General features: G+C 36.4%; 19 protein-coding genes and 1 pseudogene. 15 read left to right on the top strand and 5 right to left on the bottom strand.

Annotated elements, in window-relative coordinates:
* The first annotated feature begins 6 nt into the window (after window positions 1-6).
* The 9 genes and pseudogenes from ACQQ2I_RS10835 (at window position 7) to ACQQ2I_RS10795 (ending at window position 10,162) form a co-directional block, all read left to right on the top strand.
* Window positions 7-558 (top strand): nucleotidyltransferase family protein, encoded by a 552-nt coding sequence (locus tag ACQQ2I_RS10835; RefSeq protein ID WP_431026808.1) that lies wholly within the window; start codon window positions 7-9, stop codon window positions 556-558.
* Window positions 559-621: 63 nt separating this feature from the next.
* Window positions 622-804, top strand: coding sequence for a hypothetical protein (locus ACQQ2I_RS10830; protein WP_431026807.1), 183 nt, complete (start codon window positions 622-624; stop codon window positions 802-804).
* 467 nt (window positions 805-1,271) lie between these two features.
* Window positions 1,272-1,842, top strand: a pseudogene (locus tag ACQQ2I_RS10825) (recombinase family protein).
* A 30-nt stretch (window positions 1,843-1,872) separates the two neighbouring features.
* Window positions 1,873-2,544 carry a response regulator transcription factor gene (locus ACQQ2I_RS10820; protein WP_431026806.1) on the top strand — a complete coding sequence of 224 codons (672 nt, stop codon included), beginning with the start codon at window positions 1,873-1,875 and terminating at the stop codon, window positions 2,542-2,544.
* The gene (locus ACQQ2I_RS10815) at window positions 2,541-3,551 is read left to right on the top strand and encodes a sensor histidine kinase (RefSeq protein ID WP_431026805.1); all 1,011 of its coding nucleotides are present in this window, start codon (window positions 2,541-2,543) and stop codon (window positions 3,549-3,551) included. Before ACQQ2I_RS10820 ends, ACQQ2I_RS10815 begins: the two co-directional genes overlap by 4 nt.
* 78 nt (window positions 3,552-3,629) lie before the next feature.
* Window positions 3,630-4,400 carry an ABC transporter ATP-binding protein gene (locus tag ACQQ2I_RS10810; RefSeq protein ID WP_431026804.1) on the top strand — a complete coding sequence of 257 codons (771 nt, stop codon included), beginning with the start codon at window positions 3,630-3,632 and terminating at the stop codon, window positions 4,398-4,400.
* A complete protein-coding gene (locus ACQQ2I_RS10805) occupies window positions 4,387-6,363 on the top strand; it encodes an FtsX-like permease family protein (RefSeq protein ID WP_431026803.1) in 1,977 nt (658 codons plus the stop codon). The genes ACQQ2I_RS10810 and ACQQ2I_RS10805 overlap by 14 nt, the downstream gene beginning before the upstream one ends.
* Window positions 6,364-6,386: 23 nt before the next feature.
* Window positions 6,387-7,505, top strand: a complete 1,119-nt coding sequence (locus ACQQ2I_RS10800; RefSeq protein WP_431026802.1) for a DUF418 domain-containing protein — start codon at window positions 6,387-6,389, stop codon at window positions 7,503-7,505.
* 404 nt (window positions 7,506-7,909) lie between these two features.
* Complete coding sequence (locus tag ACQQ2I_RS10795) at window positions 7,910-10,162, top strand: S9 family peptidase (protein WP_431026801.1); 2,253 nt, start codon at window positions 7,910-7,912, stop codon at window positions 10,160-10,162.
* Window positions 10,163-10,259: 97 nt separating this feature from the next.
* On the opposite strand, the gene ACQQ2I_RS10790 is transcribed toward ACQQ2I_RS10795, so the two are convergent.
* A complete protein-coding gene (locus ACQQ2I_RS10790) occupies window positions 10,260-10,931 on the bottom strand; it encodes an HAD family hydrolase (RefSeq protein WP_431026800.1) in 672 nt (223 codons plus the stop codon).
* 444 nt (window positions 10,932-11,375) lie between these two features.
* Here ACQQ2I_RS10790 and ACQQ2I_RS10785 point away from each other — a divergent pair, with 444 nt between their 5' ends.
* Both ACQQ2I_RS10785 and ACQQ2I_RS10780 read left to right on the top strand, forming a co-directional pair.
* Complete coding sequence (locus tag ACQQ2I_RS10785) at window positions 11,376-12,710, top strand: c-type cytochrome (protein WP_431026799.1); 1,335 nt, start codon at window positions 11,376-11,378, stop codon at window positions 12,708-12,710.
* Complete coding sequence (locus ACQQ2I_RS10780; RefSeq protein ID WP_431026798.1) at window positions 12,703-13,743, top strand: cytochrome ubiquinol oxidase subunit I; 1,041 nt, start codon at window positions 12,703-12,705, stop codon at window positions 13,741-13,743. The genes ACQQ2I_RS10785 and ACQQ2I_RS10780 overlap by 8 nt, the downstream gene beginning before the upstream one ends.
* Window positions 13,744-13,797: 54 nt before the next feature.
* Here ACQQ2I_RS10780 and ACQQ2I_RS10775 read toward each other — a convergent pair whose 3' ends face one another.
* The 3 genes from ACQQ2I_RS10775 to ACQQ2I_RS10765 form a co-directional block, all read right to left on the bottom strand.
* Window positions 13,798-14,430, bottom strand: a complete 633-nt coding sequence (locus ACQQ2I_RS10775; protein ID WP_431026797.1) for an SIMPL domain-containing protein — start codon at window positions 14,428-14,430, stop codon at window positions 13,798-13,800.
* Window positions 14,431-14,544: 114 nt separating this feature from the next.
* Entirely contained in the window at window positions 14,545-15,120 is a 576-nt protein-coding gene (locus ACQQ2I_RS10770) for a DUF6434 domain-containing protein (RefSeq protein WP_431026796.1), read from the bottom strand.
* A gap of 294 nt (window positions 15,121-15,414) precedes the next feature.
* Window positions 15,415-16,785: a PLP-dependent aminotransferase family protein gene (locus tag ACQQ2I_RS10765; protein WP_431026795.1), complete on the bottom strand. Its 1,371-nt coding sequence runs from the start codon at window positions 16,783-16,785 to the stop codon at window positions 15,415-15,417.
* Between the two features lie 89 nt (window positions 16,786-16,874).
* Here ACQQ2I_RS10765 and ACQQ2I_RS10760 point away from each other — a divergent pair, with 89 nt between their 5' ends.
* The 4 genes from ACQQ2I_RS10760 to ACQQ2I_RS10745 all read left to right on the top strand — a co-directional run bounded on the left by ACQQ2I_RS10760 (window position 16,875) and on the right by ACQQ2I_RS10745 (window position 19,639).
* Window positions 16,875-17,444 (top strand): GNAT family N-acetyltransferase, encoded by a 570-nt coding sequence (locus ACQQ2I_RS10760; RefSeq protein WP_431026794.1) that lies wholly within the window; start codon window positions 16,875-16,877, stop codon window positions 17,442-17,444.
* A 151-nt stretch (window positions 17,445-17,595) separates the two neighbouring features.
* Complete coding sequence (locus ACQQ2I_RS10755; protein ID WP_431026793.1) at window positions 17,596-17,814, top strand: tautomerase family protein; 219 nt, start codon at window positions 17,596-17,598, stop codon at window positions 17,812-17,814.
* A 68-nt stretch (window positions 17,815-17,882) separates the two neighbouring features.
* Window positions 17,883-18,437 (top strand): hypothetical protein, encoded by a 555-nt coding sequence (locus ACQQ2I_RS10750; RefSeq protein WP_431026792.1) that lies wholly within the window; start codon window positions 17,883-17,885, stop codon window positions 18,435-18,437.
* A gap of 518 nt (window positions 18,438-18,955) precedes the next feature.
* A complete protein-coding gene (locus ACQQ2I_RS10745) occupies window positions 18,956-19,639 on the top strand; it encodes a TerC family protein (RefSeq protein ID WP_431026791.1) in 684 nt (227 codons plus the stop codon).
* A 46-nt stretch (window positions 19,640-19,685) separates the two neighbouring features.
* Here the strand turns inward: ACQQ2I_RS10745 and ACQQ2I_RS10740 are convergent, their stop codons facing one another.
* The gene (locus ACQQ2I_RS10740) at window positions 19,686-20,105 is read right to left on the bottom strand and encodes a universal stress protein (protein ID WP_431026790.1); all 420 of its coding nucleotides are present in this window, start codon (window positions 20,103-20,105) and stop codon (window positions 19,686-19,688) included.
* Window positions 20,106-20,116: the final 11 nt, after the last annotated feature.

The raw sequence follows: 20,116 nt of genomic DNA, 5'->3' as shown, positions 1-20,116 counted from the left end.
ATTTTGATGGATCTGGAAGAAAAACTGAAAGAAATAATCAACAATGATGCTTATATCATGTCTATTTTAAGAGCAGTTGAATCGTTGAAATTATATGATTCTTGGGTTTGTGCAGGCATAATAAGAAATAAAGTTTGGGATGTATCACACAAATGTACGACTCCGTTGAATGATATAGATGTGATTTATTATGACCGATATGATACCTCTTTAGAAACAGAAAAGCTTTTAGAAAACAAGCTTGAAGCGTTAATCTCAAATCAGCTTTGGTCGGTAAAAAATCAAGCACGTATGCATATTAAAAATGGTGTCTCTGCTTATCTTTCTTCTTATGATGGAGTTGCTAATTTTCCAGAAACACCAACTGCCATAGCTGTAAAAATTCAAAATGAGGAATTACTTATTATGGCTCCATATGGCCTTCATGATTTATTTCATCATATAGTAAGGCCTACACCAAAATTTCATCAACATATGGAATTATACAAAATTTATAGAAGTAGAATGAAAGAAAAACAATGGCATAAAATTTGGCCAAGATTAGTGATAGAAAAATAAAGAATGATTTATCCTATATTTCTAGTTTTCTCTAAACTACTTTTTAGGACAGGAGAGATACATATGAAACAAGCATTAGCTTATTTTGAAGGAAATCAGTATCATCAAGCTTTTCAACGAATGAAACAATTAGTTGAGCAAGAGCGTTCGGTCGAAAATTTACATAATTTAGCTTGGGTGTATGTAAATGAAGAGGAGGATATAAATTATCTTAAAGCTGTCGACAGTGAACGGTCAAAAAGCTAAGGTATCCGAGCAAAAAGTCGCTACATCCGGTCAAAACCATCCACATGAGCAAAACCCTACCATATCCGGTAAAAATCCTACAGTGAACCGTTAAAAAACATTTATTTTTAGCCGAAATGCAAGCAAATGAGACGATAAGCTGGCAACATGGCGGCTGATTTTTAAAGTTAATCGTTATGCTGGAACATTAAAATGCACATATATAAGTCCCGTTTGAAACAAGTATAGTAGGTTCCCAATATCCTCTCATCCTCAGTAATTTGCATAAGAGCTAGTCTTTGATCTGGCGTAAGTAATTCTCTTCCTCTCGCAATTTTCATATTGTATCATCCCATCTCTGCAATTATTTAGTTTATTAGTATAATTATATATCAATAGAGTGTACTTTATTGATACCAATATAGTAGACAGATAAAATCATAGTTAAGAATGTCTCATAAGACTTGTCTCAAAAACGAGGTGATATTTTGCGGAAAATCGGGTATATACGTGTTAGCTCGACTAGCCAGAATCCTTCAAGGCAATATCAGCAATTAAACGAAATCGGAATGGATATTATTTTGAAGAAAACGTTTCTGGAGCAACAAAGAATCGTGAGCAACTTCAAAAAATGTTAGAAGATTTACACGAAGGTGACATTATTTATGTGACAGACTTAACTCGTATTACTCGAAGTACACAAGATTTATTTGAATTAGTTGATTATATAAGAGGTAAAAAGGCAAGTTTAAAATCAATAAACGATACATGGCTAGATTTATCAGAGGGTAATAATCTATACAGCTAATTTTTAGTTACAGTTATAGCTGGTGTTAACCAAATAGAGCGAGTTCTTATACGCATGCGGGGACAACGTGAAGGGATTGAGTTGGCTAAGAAAGAAGGGGAATTTGAAGGTATATTAAAGAAATATCATAAAAATCATGCAGGGATTATGCAATAAAGCTATATAAGAAAGGAAATATGACTGTAAATCAAATTTGTGAAATTACTAATGTCTCAAGAGCTTCATTATATAGAAGGCTAGAAGAAAGTTAAATTATATTTAATAAATCTGGAGGTTTTTAGATGGAAGTTATTATTGTCGAGGATGAGGTAAAGCTTCAAAAAGAGCTTGGCATACTATTGCAGCGAAATAATTATAGGGTGCATGTTGTTGAAGAATTGCGAAATGTTCAGGAGGTTGTAGAGGAGATACTAACTGTAGATGGAGATCTATTATTGCTGGATTTGCATCTTCCTTTTATGAATGGAATTCTTATTGCGGAGGAATTACGTAAACATACACTATTACCAATCATCATGTTGACAAGTCAGGTTACGGAGATTGATGAACTGCGTGGATTACAGGCTGGGGCAGATGATTATGTGACAAAACCATTTAACACACATATATTATTAGCTCGAATAGAAGCCTTGCTGAAACGTTCGAAAAAACAGGGGACCGTAGTGATGTTAGAGCATAAAGGAGTAGTGCTTTATTTACTTGAAGGGACTGTACATTTTAAAGGTCACAAGATAGAGGTAACGAAAAATGAACTGGGTATTTTAAAAGAGCTTATGCGACAGCCAGGCGTCATTGTGCCACGGATTGATTTGATTCGAGCACTTTGGGAAATGGAGTTCTTCGTAGAGGATAGTACTCTTACAGTGAATATCAACCGTTTACGTAAAAAACTCGAGCAAATCGGTATTGAGGATTTTATTCATACAAAGCATGGGATGGGGTATCAAGTATGAAGTTTACGGACTATTTGGCAGATCAACTAATACCAATATTTCTTTATGTAATTGGTTGTGTTGGTACGGCTTTTTTTCTTTGGATAATGGAGATTGATTGGTCGATTATCACTATTGTAGTCGGATTCTTGATGATTCTAAACAGCACTACTTTTTTCTATGAGTGGTTTCGTAGAAAGGCATTTTATGATGTACTTTCGGAACAAACTTCCACATCATTACATATTAGTTTGAACCAGCTAAGACGTCCTTCTTTTACAGAAGGTCAGATGATTTATCGTTTACTACAATCTCACCAGCAGCATTTAAATCAGCTTGAGCTAAAGGAACTAAAGAATCGGGAGGAGCGTAAGGATTTTATGACCTCCTGGGTGCATGAGATGAAGACGCCAATTACTACAATTCGATTGCTTGCTGAAAACAATCGCAATACGCTCATGGAAAATGTTGAAGAAGAAGTGAATACGCTAGAACACTATATTGAGCAGGCACTTTATTTGAGTCAGGTTGAGGAGGCAGAGCAAGACTTCATCTTACATAAAACGGAGCTGAAGTCCCTTGTAAAACAAAGCTTGAACCAACAGATTAAGCCATTATTACTGAAGGAATTCAAAATTAATTGGGGGCCAATTGAGGGCGTTGTATTGCTTGATCAAAAGCGTACCCTTTTTATTTTAAATCAACTATTAGTCAATTCGATAAAATATTGTACGACGGCTAAAAAACCAGAACTAACATTGGAAAGCCATGTGCTAGGAGAAAAGATTGTTCTAACCATTTCAGACAATGGTATAGGTATTCCAGCAAAAGATTTGCCGCGTATATTTGACCGTGGATTTACTGGAGAAAATGGTAGGCGACATCCGAATGCGACAGGTGTCGGCCTTTTTTTATGCAAGCAACTTGCTAAAAAAATGGGAATGGATATTCGGGTGGAATCTACTGAAGGTAAGGGAACGACTTTCTTTTTAACGATGCAAAAAGCAAATATTACATCATTGTTATAATTATGTTTTATTATATCTACGATTTTGTACATTAAACCTTTTAAACTTTAAGTAAATAATCTAAAAGAGGTGGACAAGATGGCAGAGTTATTACAAGTAGAACATGTTAGCAAAGTATTTAAAAATGGTACGCAGTTAACAAAAGCGCTTGATGATATCACGTTTACAATTAAAGAAGGTGAATTTGTTGGTATTATGGGTCCATCTGGAAGTGGAAAAACAACACTTCTAAATGCAATATCTACAATCGATACCATTGACCGGGGGCAAATTTTACTCAAGGGATCTCCTTTATCAGGACTTGGAGAAGAACAAGTTAATCAGTATAGGAAAAAGGATTTAGGCTTTATTTTTCAGCATTTTAATTTGATTGATAGCCTAACTGCCTTTGATAACATCGCACTTGCACTATCGATTAATCAGGTACCATACAAGCAAATTCAAGAGCGAGTTGCAATCATTATGAAAAAGCTCGAAATAGAACAGTTAAAGGATAAATATCCATATGAAGTATCTGGAGGTCAACGTCAGCGCATTGCTGCAGCTCGTGCTGTAATTACCGAGCCGTCCTTATTATTAGCTGATGAGCCCACCGGTGCCCTTGATTCGAAATCATCTGTTGGTCTGTTAAATGTAATGGGAAATTTGAACAAGGAGCAACACACTACAATTGTGATGGTGACACATGACGCATTTTCAGCAAGCTTTTGTCACCGTATATTGTTTATTAAGGACGGTAAAATCTACCATGAGCTTGTAAAGGGCGATGCGAGTCGTAAGGAGTTCTTTGATCAAGTTATGAATGTACAATCGACCCTTGGAGGAGGCTCCTATTATGCAGATTACTAATGGTAAAAAAGCATCGACGTTATATTTAAATAACTTGGCGAAGCAGAATATGAAAAGGAATAAGCGCAATTATTTTATTTATTTTCTAACGCTTGTCTTTTCAATTGCACTTTTTTATATGTTTAACTCCATTGGTGCACAGTTTGAGCTGTTAGGGATTGAAGATACGCTAAGTTATTTACCGTTTGCAATTGGTATGATGATGGTGATTTCTGTTTTTACTAGTTTTTTAACTGCATTCCTCATTGTATATTCAAATCGACTCATTATTTTAAAGCGGAAAAAGGAGTTTGGCATTTATCTTTCTTTAGGGATGGGACGCAAAGAAGTCACTAAGCTTATTAGCCGTGAAAACCGTCAAATTGGATTTTTTGCACTTGTAGTTGGAATTGGGCTTGGCTTCTTTTTATCTCAAGCGTTGGCGCTAATTACTGGGAAGCTTATCGGAGTTGGTTCAGTCTCATTTCAATTTATTCTTTCTCCAGTAGCTCTCATTTGTACAGTATTGTTAGTTGTACTCGTATTATTCATTGCCCAAATATATAACAAGAAGCAATTGAAATCACTTACGATATTAGAACTTTTACATGCGGAAGAGAAGAATGAGAAGATCACTCATGTATCAAAAATGAAACTTCTATCATCTGTTGTTGCCATTTTATTATGGGTGTTCGCTTACTGGATGTTTTGGACAATGCCATTTTCATTCACATATACTTTTGGTCTCGCTTTAATCAGCATGGCACTTGGTAATACGCTTATCATTTTTGCAGGAATGGATTCTATCATTCACTTTGTAGAAAAACGTCGTAGTCGTTATTACAGGGATATTCAGTCTTTTACAGTATCACAGTTGCGAAAGAAGATGACATCTTCTAGCTTATCTTTAAGCGTTGTTACGCTTGTTCTATTTATTGCGTTTCTAATCATGCCAATGAGCATCAACCTTGGAAAAGAGATGATGATTAATTTAGAGCAGGGAACACCGTATGATGTGAGTTTTACAGTATTTCCGAATGAAAGCCAAAATGCTTCTACATTTGTTGAAGAACAGCTAGAGAAAAATGATTTAACAATAAACCATTATTTCAAAGATTACGCACAAATTGCTCTTTATACAAATGATGACATTATGTTACCTGCATTTGATATGCAAAAAGGAAAAGATGTTCTGATGCTCAAGCTATCAGATTACAATAAAATACGTAAGCTGCAAGGTCTTGCACCAACTCAGCTTGAAGATAATGAATATATCCTGAATTCACCACAAAAGAAATTTAAAAAAGCATTTGAAAAACAACTTCGAGCAGGTAAAGGGGGCTTTTTTTGGCAAGATCAGCAGTTTAAACCTAAAGCTAGCACGGTTACAACACTCGTGCCCGAGACGTCTAATCTTGTTTTAGATGGCGGCATGCTAATTGTAGCAGACGATTGGCTTCATGATCAGCAAATTAATCGCTATATTTGGAATGGAGTTTATAAAGATAATGGTTCAACCTTTTTACATGACTATCGAGAGCATAACATTAATCTTTCGATGGATACGAAGGAAGTCGTAACAGTTGAGCTTACAACTTCTAACATTACTGTATCTTATATTGGTGTCTATGTTGGACTTACGTTGTTACTCACTTCTTTAACGCTACTATCTCTACACATACTAGGGCAGGAGGAACAAAGCTTTACAAATTATCAAATACTCCGGCAGCTCGGTGTATCGAAGAGGAAAATACAAAAAAGTGTATTGCAACAACAATTCTTATATTATAGTTTGCCTGTTGGCATAGCATTTCTACATGGTCTCGCTTTTAATATATTAACTATTCCACAATTTGCAAATTTAACAACGTGGTCAGTAGTAAAAAGTGTCATTCTTTCTTTCATATTGATGATTGGTATGTATAGCTTCTACTTTATTGTGACCTATCAATATAATCGAAGAGCAATTGACGCATTAGATTAAAAATCTATTTTTTTACGGAGGTAATGATGAAAAGAATTAAAATGCTGGATGTTGCGAGAGGCATTGCTATTATTGGAACTCTCGGTACAAACGTATGGCTTTTCGCGGGTATTCAGCAAATGGGGGCAGAGGATATTGATCAGGTCTCATCGTTGTTTTGGATTGCCTATGCTCTAGGTGGAATAATTACAAATGGTAAGTTTCTCGGTCTGCTTACGATTATGTTTGGAATAGGGATGCAGCTGAAGTATGCGAGCTACAAAAGACGTGGACTCCCGTTTTATAAACTCTATGCATGGTCAATGATTTTACTATTTATAGATGGGCTACTGCATTTCGTATTTGTTTTTGAATATGATGTGCTCATGAGTTATGCAGTCACGGGTCTCTTTGTTGCCTATATTATTCAAAAATCAGATAAAACAATATGGATTACCATGATTAGTGCCGGGGTGGTTCACCTTGCTTATCAAGTTTATACGACACTAATTGCTCCAAGAAACTCATTAATTGCTAACTCGACGACAGGCATATTAACGAATACGACGTGGATGGAACAGGTATCGCATCGCTTAACAAATTTTATTGCGCTACGTGGTGAGGCGATTACGATTATCCCAATGAATATTTTCTTATTTTTAGTCGGTGTGTTATTAGTTCGCAAAGGATTATTGAAAATGGATAAGGCAAGTATTAAGTTGCAAAATCGTTTGATGCTATGGGGGTTAGCGATCGGTTTTCCATTAACACTTGCTTCAATTGTATTAACAGGGCTTGACCGATATATAGCTGCACCAGTTGTAGCAATTGGATATTTAGGTCTTGTATTTTGGATAGATCGTCATCAATTCTTCCCGCGTATTCAACAAGCACTAAGTAGAATTGGGAAGATGGCACTATCATGCTATATTTTACAAAATATCCTTGCTTCTGTCTTGTTTTATTCGTGGGGATTTGGACTAGCACAAGCGCACAGTTTGTTCGTTATCGCTGCCATTTGGCTAGGTATTGTATTATTCATGATGGCATTCTCATACGTATGGCTAAAATTCTTTGAGAGAGGACCGTTTGAATTGTTCTGGACTTACTTGAGTAATCTTCCTACCAAACGTTATACAAATACTATTAAAAGAGAAATCTAATTAGGTGATGTAGCTTTTAAATAATGTCGTAACGTTTTTAAAGTAGATGTGATACTTAAATAATGCCAAGGTACAGGTATCGGTTGCAGATACAAGCCTTTGTTAAAGGTTCAATATGTCTCCTCATTAGGGAATGGGAGCCTTTATTAGATTTGTAACGAAAAAAGCCCAACTTCTCAAATTTAAAACTGAGAAGTTAGGCTTCTTTATCTTAATTTCCTTATCGTTGTAAATCCGCATTTTCCCCCTATACGTTTTACTAACCAATAAAGTTTCAGAAAAATAAATTTATTAACAAAAAGACCCCTTAATATGTATTAATTTTGAATTTTTTAATAAAAATTACCATATTTTATTTATTCCTTTATCATTAGTAGTGTAACAAATGAAAGGGGGAAGGTTGAATGATAAAACGATTGTTATCATTCATTTTAGTAGCAGCGTTAGCCGTTTCAATACCAGTTACCGCTTTAGCAAACGATACGACAGCTGTTACAAATGAAAGTAACCAAGTGACAATTAAAGCTTTTCTTGAAAAAGCTGTCACTGCTTTAACGTACGAGCATGGTTCGGACTACATGCGAGCGGAAATTATAGAGAATTGGCTTGGGGATTATCAGTTTGAAGATGAAAATGCTTATATTACACAAAATGAAGCTGCACTTGTGTTAATAAAAGCATTAGGTTTAGAAGAGAATGAGGAAATGTTAGTTGACTATAGAAAATCAGCTAGCAAACTAGGATTCTTTAAAGGCATTTCGATTTTACAGCCAGTTACAGAAAAAAATTCATACAAAATCTTTCATAATGTACAAAAATATTTAAATAAAGATATTGATAACACAGGAGTAGCTGAAATTTCAGTAGAAGATTTCATGAGAAACCCTGGAAATTTAGCGTATCAGCTTTCTCCAGATGGACAGTACATTTCTTTTGCTTCTGAGTGGGAAAATCGTTTAAATGTGTTCGTCAAAAATATGAACGGTGATAGTGAGCCAGTGCGAGTAACGAGCACAACGGATCGCGATATTGCGGGATTTTTCTGGAAAGATGATCATGTTTTCTATTTGAAAGATAATGGCGGGGATGAAAACTACCATATTTATTCTTCGTCATTTAATGGTGCAACAGAGCAAGATTTAACACCATATCCGAATGTTGTCGCATATCCAATTGATTATTTAAAGGATGTCAAAGATGAAATCTTAATTATGATGAATAAAGAAGATGCAACTGTATTTGACGTGTACAAATTAAATGTAACAACAGGTGAAACAAAATTAGTTGCAAAAAACCCTGGGAATATTCAAAGTTGGATTCCTGATAGCAATGGGCAAATTCGTATGGCTGTTGCAACAGATGGAGTTATAGGGACTGTTTTATACCGTGAGACGGAAGAAGAGGAATTTAAACCATTCATGGAGATTGAAGCTGGTGATACGGTATCTCCACTAGGGTTTTCACAAGATAATCAATCTATTTACGCTAGATCCAATAAAGGGCGTGATAAGATTGAACTAGTCAAATTTGATTTAAAAGGCAATGAAGAAGTCGTTTTCTCAAATCCTAATGTAGATATTGCAGGTGCATTGTATAGTTCATCGAAGGATCAGCTTCTTTACGGTGCATACATTACGGATAAAGTACATTACGAATTTTTCGATAGCGAATTTGAACAAATTTTTAACCAAATCAAAGAAAAGCTAGGTGTACATGAGAGTGAATTAGGTATTAATGATTATAACAAAGAAATGACGAAATTTATCGTAAGTGTTTCGAGCGATACAGTGTACGGTCAATACTATTATTATGATGCTGACACTGATGCAATCACACCATTAGCAGAACTAGCCTCTTGGTTAGATGTGAACAGCTTAGCAGAAATGCACTCTATTTCATATAAAAGTAGAGACGGCTTAACGATTCATGGCTATTTAACATTACCAAAGAATAAAGTAGCTGAAGACTTACCGTTAATTGTTATTCCACACGGTGGACCATGGGCTCGTGATGTATGGGGATTCAACTATGAAGTTCAGTTATTAGCAAACCGCGGCTATGCTGTTCTGCAAATGAACTTTAGATCGTCAACAGGTTATGGGAAAGCGTTTGTAGATGCAGGTAATAAACAATGGGGCTTAAAAATTCAAGGTGATATCACTGATGGTGTACAATGGGCGATTGACCAAGGCATTGCAGACCCTGAGAACATCGGGATTTACGGTGCTTCATTTGGCGGGTATGCAACATTAGCTGGGATTACATTTACACCAGACCTTTATGCAGCAGCGGTAGATTATGTAGGGGTTTCAAATATCTTTACATTACTCGACACAATTCCACCATATTGGGAAACACAACGCAATATGTTTTATGAGCGAGTAGGGCATCCTGAAAAAGATAAGGAATTGTTAAAAGCAGCTTCACCAGTATTCCATGTCGATAAAATTAAAACACCTTTATTTGTTGCACAGGGGGCAAATGATCCACGTGTCAATAAACAAGAGTCTGACCAAATTGTTGAAGCGCTAAGAAAAAGAGGCGTTGACGTACAATATATGGTCAAGGACAATGAAGGACATGGCTTCGCTAATGAAGAAAACCGTATTGAATTTTACAATGCAATGGTTGACTTCTTTGCGGAACATTTAAATTAAGATAAAAAGATGATTTCTGTTTTCAAAGCAGAGATCATCTTTTTTATTAGATACCTTTATCGTGAGCATGTTTGAGGCAACTCAGTACGTAGTCTTACTATTTAATTAAATTATCCAACTCACTAAGATTATGTATTTCCATGAACATATTATAGCTCATAGATTTGTTTCTATTTATCCATACCGCGTTCATTCCACATCGTTTACTTGCAATGACATCAGCTACTAGCTCATCACCGATATAATAAGCTTCTTGTGGATTCACGTTGGCTTGGCGACAAGCTTCTAAAAAAATCTCTGGTCTAGGTTTAGCTGCTCCAACTTCACTTGCTGTAATGATATAGTCAAAATAGTGATGTATTCCTAGAAATTCTAATTTTTTTATCTCTTTTATATAATGGCCATTACTTATAATCCCAAGCTTAAATTGCCGTTGTTTTAATTGATCGAGACAAGGCACTACGTCATCAAAAGTAGTACAATGCTTGCTATAGTACTTGAGTAAACCATCAAATCTATTTTCTGCATCTTGATCTGTCAGGTGGTAACCAAAGAAGTCTCTCATTTGCTTTCTTTTAAGTTCTTGAAATGATAAATCTTTCACTAAATTTCCTTTTAAGTAATTTGTATACGATCTATACCATAAATCCATGCATTCGGTTCGACTCATTTTCAACTCATTTGAATACTCTTTATAAAAATCAATTGTTGCGAGCCGATCTGTTCGTTCACGATCAAATAAGGTATCATCAAGATCAAAAAATATCACGTGTACTGCCCTCCAAGAAAATAATATATGGGTGAAGAAATTCTATCATTTCAAAAAAATATTCTCTTTAAAACTCTAAAACTAGCTTTTAATCAATTATAAATGAATACATACATGAAATAATGCTATATTATTAAGATTTTGTGAAATTTCTAATTTTTGTTATTTAATACATTCATGATAAAATGCTATCTCTTATTTTAACAACGAAATCGCTCATAATATGTTCCATTCTAATTCTAACTGCTTCAAAGCTCACTACAAATTGACAGTGAGTTTTTCTTTATAAGTCGGATACATTTGACGTTTTTGTAAAATAACTTTGAAATCCAATTTACAAAATGGTGAACTCCCTATATTTCACTTTTCTCACAATGTTTCTTCAAATTTCTCACATAACTTTCCGTTACGATGTAGCCATTAAAGTAAAAGGAGGCTACAACAATGAATTTTCCATCCGTTGACTTTACATGGTTTGGAAACGGAACAGTTATTGCAGCGATTGCTATTATCCATGTCATGATTAGTCATGGCATCGCAATCGGGATGACCGTACTGGCGGTGTCGGCTGAATACCGTGCAATGAAAAAGAAAAATAACGAATTAAATGAACTCGCTAAAAAGATGGCGAAATGGATTTTAATTATTACGACGACAATGGGGGCTATGACGGGAGTAGGAATATGGTTTTCAACGACTGTTTTGCAGCCCGACTCCATCGGCTCACTACTTCGCATATTTTTCTGGGCATGGGTTGTAGAATGGATTGTCTTTATCACTGAGGTTGTATTGCTGATTATTTATTATTACACATGGGATAAATGTCAAACGATTGTACAGCGTAAAAAACATATTAATTTAGGGATTGCACTTGCCCTTTTTTCATGGCTTACGATGGCGATTATTACAGGTGTTCTTGCAGCAAAGCTAACACCGGGAAATTGGATTGAAACGAAATCATTTTGGGATGCATTTATCAACCCAACGTACTTACCATCACTTGGTTTCCGCATGTTCTTAGCGGTTATGTTAGCGATTACGATTACGTCATTCTTTGTGAGATGGCGATTAAAGGATAAGGAACTGCAATCGGAAATGCTCAATGTTTTTGCTTTCTGGGGGGCGATTAGCTTACCGGGAACGTTCATAACAGGATTATGGTATTTAAAAAGTATTCCTGCAGAAACATATGACATGATTGTTTGGTCTACGGGCATGAGTGACACGATGTTTCAGATTATAAATGGGGTAGGGTTATTACTACTCATCGTCTTTTTATTCTGGATTACAGTAAAACCGAAAACATTGCCATGGGTTTTATCACTTGCTGTATTTGCTACTTCTTTAAGCTTTATAGGGGAATTTGAAATGGTTCGTGAGTCTATACGTAAACCATATATTATTTATGACTACATGTATGCCAATGGTTTACTAGCAGAGAAACAAGATGAAATCAATGAAGAAGGCTATTTAATGAATGCTGCTTGGGCTACATATGATACGGTTGACCAATATACAACAAAAGCAGAAGCCGGACGCGATATTTTCATTGGTCAATGTTTAATTTGTCATACAGAAAATGGTTGGCGTTCCAGTCGTGCGATGGCCAATCGTGTGGAAGGCTGGTCTGAAGAGTCGATTAAAACATTTATACCGACGATGCACAATGTCCGTAAAGCGATGCCACCGTTTATGGGGACAGAAGAAGAACTGGAGGCACTTGCCGCCTATTTAGCAAAAATTACCGAACAGGAAAATGGGGTGGCTGCGAATGAATAATATTGTACTTGGTTTCATATCCAACGATATTAATTTGCCGATTCCTGCAAATATTGGGTTGCTGGAAGTACTTATCGTCATTACATTTATTTTGCATATTCTATTTGTGAATTTTACGATTGCACTAGCTTCAAGTGCGGTGTTACTTGAGGGAATAGGCATCATCAAAAAAAATAGCAAGCTAGATGCAATGGCAAAAGTTTGTTCATGGCATGCATCGATTCATAAAAGTATTGCTGTTGTATTAGGTGTTGGACCGCTGTTAATCGTCAGCGTTATTTATACACAGTATTTTTACAATTCCACGATATTAATTGGTAAAGCATGGTTAAGTGTAATACTCCTATTAATTATTGCATTTCTTTTACTGTATTTATATAAGTTTACATGGGAGCGTTGGCAACAAAAAAAAGCGCTACATATGATGGTGGGGGGACTTGGTGCAGCGATTTTATTGTTTGTACCGCTCATCTTTATCGTAAATGTTGTATCGATGCTATATCCTGAAAAATGGGGAGATGCACAAGGGTTCTTTCACAGTTTAATTTATTATCCACAAATTTGGCAGCGCTATTTCCATTTTATTTTAGCTAGCTTAGCTGCTGGTGGATTTTATTTATTTGTTTATTACACATGGAAAGGGCGAAAACAGAAAGCGATTTTAGAGCACGAACAAGGATTAAAGAAGTTTGGTGTGAAAATGGCTTTATGGGTCACATTATGCCAAATCGCTACAGGATTTATTTTATTATTCTCATTTGAGACAAATATTCGGATGCTTTATTTAGGGGAAGATGTATTATTAACCTCCCTGTTAGTTGCTTCTATTATTTTAACGATTGTACTTTGTGGACTTCTACATGTAGCGGGCGAGCGAAATAGCGGAAAAGCATTTTTCCTATCTGTCGCAACATTCGTCCTCATTCTTGGGGTCATGGGGTATATGCGTCACGAACTGCGTGAAAATTATTTACAGCCTTATATGGAAGAGCATCCACGTGTCACAATGGATGAAACAGATTCAAAAAGATAGTAATCGTTCAGGATGAGCCCATAACAGGGGCTCATCCTGAATGCTTATAGAAGGTTAATAATGAAATTTCACACGGACAGTTGCACTAATCGTCATTTCTCCTTGTTCGATAGGGGTTGACATTGCCTCATTTACCATTGCTACCTCGCGATAGAGAGCAGGAGCTTCTGTACGTTCTTCCACAATTTCGATTGGTTGAGGATACAATGGTAAGTGCATTGTCTCTGCAATCGTTTTGGCCTTCATCTGCGCATTTTGTAGCGCTAAACTGAGTGCTTGTTGATAATAGACGTCTGCATTTTCGATTTGAAATTGTAAGGAGGAAATCCGATTTGCGCCGTTTTGTACAGCCACATCCATAACCTTCCCGGCCTGGCTAATGTCTGTTACTTTCACGGTAATGGCATTTGTCACCACATAGTCCCTGAATACTTGCTTTCCTTCAATATAATCATACGTTGGAGAGATTGTATAGGCCGCTGTTTGAATAGCTTCTCTTGGCACATTTAATGCTAAAATCGATTGGATAACACGATTCATACTGTTGGCATTGTCTTGCTGTGCTTTTCGTATATCTTGACCGCGTGTACTCACCGCTATTTCAATCTGAATATAGCTTGCTTTTGCCGTTACCTTGCCATTTCCTGTTACTGTAAGCACACGTCGATGAAAATTTGTACAATGCATGGCATGCCACCTTCCGTATTCTTCATACTACTCATACTATGCATTTGCTCTTTGAAGATTGTCAGTCATCACCATTCGGCATGTCCTCGGGGCAAAAGGGGAGTATTATATCCTTCATTCTTCCTGTTTAGCTATGTATTTATTGCTCCCAGGAAGCTGTTTAATTTCCTTCCAAGCTGTAATAGCATCGTCTCGCGTTTTTTCATTATTTTTGGGGTCTGCAAAATAATCTTGGATGAACTGATTATATTCAAATTGTGGGGCGATTACTTTCTTGTACGCTGGGTCCTTTTGGCGTTCTAATTCTTCATACCAAGCGCTGACAACATCACGATATGTTTTTCCGACATTTTCTTTAAAATAATTTTGAATATAGGTAGAAAAATGAAAATTAGGAATTTCAGCTTTGAAAAAGGCTCTTACTGCTTGGCTACAACGATGATTTTCAGTAATCACCGTATCCAAACTCAAATTGATAGCTATGTTTTCGATTGAGAGTGTTTTTCTTTTTTTGAGTGGCTGTTGTATTTCGCCTGTTTGAAGAAATACAGCAATTCGATCAGTTAGCTCAAGTTTAGAGCCAGAAGTAATCATGCCATTGTCTCTGCCAAATGATTGTAGCTCTTCTTTCAACCAATAATAATTGCGAAAATCTTCTACATTTAAATCTTTAGTTAGTGGTGGTCTCATATCTTACACCTCCATTTGAATTAATTACCATTATAGAACGTACATTCTTATTTGTCATCTTGTTTGTATGGGAAATTCTGTGTAAAAATAAATAATTTATTTGATTGCTAGAAGTAGAGCGTGAAGTTATTAAATAAAGAGCTTGTTGATTGGAGTGGAGGTTGGACACCTGGAGGAAAATGACCAACTGCTCCTCTCACTCTGCTTTCGTTGCAAATAAATTTGGAACGGAAATCAACCCTATGTTAAATCATTTATAGAGCTAAGGAAATAGGATTAATGACTGCATTTCGATTAGTAGTTGTGTTCTCTTTTCCATGCAATATTTAGCAATTGCACACCGTGTTTAATTTCATCAATAGATGAAGCACCATAGCCAATCATTACGTGATGATTCGGCTTGTTTTTCCCATACATGACGGATACGGGGTCAATTGAGACACCTGTCTGTTTTGCTAATGTAATAGCTTTTGTTTCATCTAATCTCTTTGGCAGTTGTACGATGATATGGAGACCAGCTGCATCTCCGTGGATTGTGATATCTTCTCCGAAAGATTCTTTTAGACATTCTATTAAATATTTTCTCTTATTTCGATATAAGGTCCGCATTTTCGCAATATGCTTGCTGTACAATCCTTCCTCCATAAACTTAGCAATAACGTGTTGATCGATTTTGGATACAGTCGATTTTTGGTGCTTGTTAAACTCTTCAAAGTCATTCAATAAAGATTTAGGGATTACTATATAGCTCACCCGAAGAGCCGGTAATAATGTTTTTGAAAATGTCCCTAAATAAATGACATGTTCATCGTTATCTAAATGGGATAACGTAGGGATGGGGGAACCTTTATAACGAAATTCAGCTTCATAGTCATCTTCTAAAATATAGCTGTTATTAGATACGGCCCAGTTTAATAACTGTACTCTTCTTGAAACCGACATAATGATACCGGTTGGATATTGATGAGCAGGCGTTGTGTAAAGGACTTTAATATTCTCAGTTGGCACGGTACAACCTTCTTCATCAATAGGAATGGCATACGATGTCATTGTTAGTTGATTGAATATAGCTTTTGCCCGAAGAAAACCTGGTTCTTCCATTCCTACTGCTTGGCGATTGAAAAATAAACAGATATTCATTAACTGCTGCTGAAACCCACTAAAAATATATACTTGTTCTGGCTGGCAGTGAAGACCTCTAGCTTGTGCCAAATAAGTAGCAATTTGAATTCTTAATCCAGCTTCTCCTTGCCATGGTGCATTCATCCCATTAAATATTTGAAGCTCCTTTCCATATAGCCGATGCCAATGTTTATAAGGAAACGTATCATTGTCTACTTGTCCACTTTTAAAATTAATGATTTCATCATCTACAGTGACTTTTTCCGGGATGATTATAGTTTTGCCTATGTAATGCCCTTCACTTTCGATTTTAGAAACAAAATAGCCTACACGTTCGATAGCATAAATAAAGCCTTCACTTAATAGCTGTTCATAGGCGATTTGAACAGTCATTACGCTAACGTTCAATTGTTCCGCTAATTGACGTTTTGCCGGTAGCTTCGTATGTGCCGAAAGCCTGTTATGTAAAATGGCTCGGTTAATCTGTTCATATATTTGAATATATTTAGACCTGTCGTTTGTTAGCAAAATTTGAAGCTCCATCTCATCCCTCCTGGTATAGTATTTTCATTCATTTTTGGTTATACCTATCATATCAAAAATACAGTTAAATAAGAGCAAGGAGGGATAACATGAAGAAATTAGAAAACGAGTTCATTGCTTTAATTCCAATAGGTAGGGAACATGAGGATGGTATTTTTAAAGCGGCACAGGACAAGCGAATTTGGGAGCATCTGTCGGTCGATTTAACGGAGCGAGAACGAGTGGTAGCGTATATACAAGGGGCAATCGAGAAGTGTGAGGCTGGAACAGATTTTGCTTTTGTAATTGTTGAAAAATCGTCAGGAAACATTGTTGGCTGTACATGGTTTCTAGATATTTCACGTGAGCATAAACGTCTTGAAATCGGCTCTACATGGATTACACCTGCATATTGGCGAACAGCAGTTAATACAAATTGTAAATACGTATTGCTACAATACTGCTTTGAGGAGCTTCAGTTGAACCGTGTGCAAATTAAAACGGGTCATGAAAATATCCGTTCACAACGAGCGATTGAACGAATAGGTGCAACAAAAGAAGGGGTCCTCCGTAATCATATGATTCGAAAAGAAGGCACCATTCGCCATACAGTAATGTACAGCATTATGAAAGAAGAATGGCCACATGTAAAAAAGCATTTTGAAGAAAAGTTATTATAGATATATTTCTTTGTGCATTCGGACTGTCAATGAGTAGGAAGCAAGATGTTATTAGGTAGATTTTTATTCCATATACATTGTTTTCTTGTATAATGAATAGTTGTAATATTTAGTTATTTAATTAGAGGCACTCATTAAGGGAGGACGTATCATGCCAGTCATTACTATAAAGCTAGCAAAAGGAAGATCGGTCGAACAAAAACAGCAATTTGTAAATGCAATTACGGCAGAGGCAGAAAAAATTTTAAATGTCAAAAAAGAGTGGATAACGATCATATTTGATGAATATGACCGAGATAATTGGGCTAGTAATGGGCAATTGCATTCGATCCAATTCGGCGAAGGTTACGGTAAGCAGGGAACAGAATAGTTCATCCAATCTAACAACAGGATATATGGATAGCATTTAAAAAGGATGGGATTTAAAGGGGTGATTTTATGAGAGTGATTAAAGTGATTGCCATGTTTGCTTTTATGATATTTTTATGTGGATGTGTTGAGGAAGAAGATCCTGCTGAAACGATAAAAGATTATAATACTAATGAAGCATCAGCAAAAGAACAATTCACTTACCTCGAAGAACTAACAGAAGAAAAGCTAGAGGCTTATAATCAGTTTTTAGAAAGTGGCTCTATAGCAAATCTTACAAACTTCACACCAGAAGAAATGGTCTTAATCCATATGAATTTAGTAATGAACCAAGAATTCGAAAAAATTTACAAAATCACTTATAACGGTGGGAAGATTAATGATAGTACAAAGTTTGTTGAACAGTACATCGAAACAGTGTCTTCGCAATTTGAAATCGATTATTTAATGTATCGTTACTATGATTCGATTTCAGTTATAGAGGATACAAGTAACGAAGAAATGAAAATTGTTGAAATGAAGATCTCACTTGGTTCATCCACATATGGAATAACCTTTGCCATGTTAAGAGAAGATGGCATTTGGAAAATGGATTATTATCATTTAATTGAATCTAAATTATAAGTAGGGCGAATCATTAAAGGTCAAAACTTTAACACGCTTCTATTTTAAGGAAAAGCAGCAATAAAATTTAGGTTCGATTCCAAAATATGTTCTTGATTAAAAAATGTAGAATTCTAAAAGCACATGGAGTGAAGGGCGGCGAGTGTAGCTGACGGCATGCGCCTTTTGCTACAGAGCAAAGCTTCCAGCGGGAAAAGCGATAGAAGAACAAAGGCTAAAACCGTCACGTCCTGTGACAACGCCTTTGTGACCAACATCCTGTTGGCCCGAGACCCCGCAGGAAATTTATTTGCGACGAAAGCGTAGCGACAGGAGCACCGAAGTATGAGTGACGAGGAGGCTTGACCTCGCCCGCGGAAAGCGTCCGCCCGTAACGGAATGTGCGGTCAAGTATACGTTTTGGTGAAGAGCTGAAATTTAACGCAATCATTTGAAAAAGTTTATTAACTTCTGAATGAGCTACTATCTACATATACTTTCTTTGCTACAAACATTTGCAAAAGAAAGGATAATACATAGTGGATATTATGACGACTGAGTTTTTAACGGCTTTACTATCTATCATTGTCATTGATTTAGTGCTTGCTGGTGATAATGCATTGCTGATCGGGTTAGTGGCGAAAAATTTACCGAAAAAGCAGCAAAAGAAGGTCATCCTCATAGGCACTTTTGGCGCTATTTGTGTACGAGTTTTGTTAACGTTAGTCGCTGTTCGCTTATTAGAAATTGATGGGCTGTTATTAGTTGGCGGTGTACTGTTAGTTTATATTGCGTATAAGCTTTTATTGAATGAGGAAGAGATAGATGTTAAGCCTTCTGAGAAGAGCTTTTGGGGGGCAGTTGGTACGATTTTATTAGCAGATATTTTAATGGGTGTCGATAATATTATTGGCGTTGCGGGTGCAGCACACGGTAATTTTTTATTAGTTGTGATTGGTCTATTCATCTCGATTCCCATTGTTGTGTGGGGAAGTACAATCGTCATTAAATTGATTGAGCTTTTCCCGTTTATCATTTATATGGGGGCTGGTATTTTAGCATGGACAGCCTCTAAAATGATTATGAAGGACGCTTATGTGGCACCGTTTTTCCAAAGTCATGTGTCCATGTTTAGCTTTGAATTGTTAGTAGTAGCGACCGTATTGTTTACGGGATATATCACGAGGCATCGCCTACAAAAAGCAAAAGTCGCAACCAGATAAAAATAAGCCCCTTATTAAGACATGTTCTTAATAGGGGGCTACTTCTCTATTTTACAACTAATGCTGGGCAGTTTACACGCTTCAACACTTTATGGCTCACACTGCCTAAGACCATTTCTTGCAGTGTATTCAGTCCGCGGCTGCCGATAACGACTAAGTCTACTTGAGATGCATTGGCATAGCGAACGATTTCCGGACCAGGTGTCCCTTTTAAAATCGTAATTTTTGATTGGATCTTTGCTTCTTTTACTAGTTGTTCAATAGGAGCTACTTTACGGCGACGTTCTAAAGCTAGGCTTTCTGGCGATGCTGCATGTAGAACATCTTGCTTCGCTTTTTCAAAGTCTGCTACATAGACAATATCAATGAGTGCCCCTTCTGAAAGACTCGCAATTTTAATCGCTTCTTTTGCTGCACGGATGGCATTCTCAGAGCCATCTGCGGCTAATAAAATGTGCTTATACATTTCCCATTCCT

This window comes from Lysinibacillus sp. LZ02, from assembly GCF_050613145.1.
Lineage (GTDB): Bacteria > Bacillota > Bacilli > Bacillales_A > Planococcaceae > Lysinibacillus_B.
The sequence above is the reverse complement of the archived record's forward strand: the minus strand, read 5'-3'. Positions and strand labels throughout refer to the sequence as shown.

Coding starts and splice junctions, on each gene's coding strand:
- ACQQ2I_RS10755 (WP_431026793.1), top strand. CDS start 17,596: ATGCCAGTCATTACTATAAAGCTAGCAAAAGGAAGATCGGTCGAACAA.
- ACQQ2I_RS10780 (WP_431026798.1), top strand. CDS start 12,703: ATGAATAATATTGTACTTGGTTTCATATCCAACGATATTAATTTGCCG.
- ACQQ2I_RS10750 (WP_431026792.1), top strand. CDS start 17,883: ATGAGAGTGATTAAAGTGATTGCCATGTTTGCTTTTATGATATTTTTA.
- ACQQ2I_RS10740 (WP_431026790.1), bottom strand. CDS start 20,105: ATGTATAAGCACATTTTATTAGCCGCAGATGGCTCTGAGAATGCCATC.
- ACQQ2I_RS10785 (WP_431026799.1), top strand. CDS start 11,376: ATGAATTTTCCATCCGTTGACTTTACATGGTTTGGAAACGGAACAGTT.
- ACQQ2I_RS10815 (WP_431026805.1), top strand. CDS start 2,541: ATGAAGTTTACGGACTATTTGGCAGATCAACTAATACCAATATTTCTT.
- ACQQ2I_RS10760 (WP_431026794.1), top strand. CDS start 16,875: ATGAAGAAATTAGAAAACGAGTTCATTGCTTTAATTCCAATAGGTAGG.
- ACQQ2I_RS10820 (WP_431026806.1), top strand. CDS start 1,873: ATGGAAGTTATTATTGTCGAGGATGAGGTAAAGCTTCAAAAAGAGCTT.
- ACQQ2I_RS10805 (WP_431026803.1), top strand. CDS start 4,387: ATGCAGATTACTAATGGTAAAAAAGCATCGACGTTATATTTAAATAAC.
- ACQQ2I_RS10800 (WP_431026802.1), top strand. CDS start 6,387: ATGATGAAAAGAATTAAAATGCTGGATGTTGCGAGAGGCATTGCTATT.
- ACQQ2I_RS10765 (WP_431026795.1), bottom strand. CDS start 16,785: ATGGAGCTTCAAATTTTGCTAACAAACGACAGGTCTAAATATATTCAA.
- ACQQ2I_RS10795 (WP_431026801.1), top strand. CDS start 7,910: ATGATAAAACGATTGTTATCATTCATTTTAGTAGCAGCGTTAGCCGTT.
- ACQQ2I_RS10775 (WP_431026797.1), bottom strand. CDS start 14,430: ATGCATTGTACAAATTTTCATCGACGTGTGCTTACAGTAACAGGAAAT.
- ACQQ2I_RS10835 (WP_431026808.1), top strand. CDS start 7: ATGGATCTGGAAGAAAAACTGAAAGAAATAATCAACAATGATGCTTAT.
- ACQQ2I_RS10770 (WP_431026796.1), bottom strand. CDS start 15,120: ATGAGACCACCACTAACTAAAGATTTAAATGTAGAAGATTTTCGCAAT.
- ACQQ2I_RS10830 (WP_431026807.1), top strand. CDS start 622: ATGAAACAAGCATTAGCTTATTTTGAAGGAAATCAGTATCATCAAGCT.
- ACQQ2I_RS10810 (WP_431026804.1), top strand. CDS start 3,630: ATGGCAGAGTTATTACAAGTAGAACATGTTAGCAAAGTATTTAAAAAT.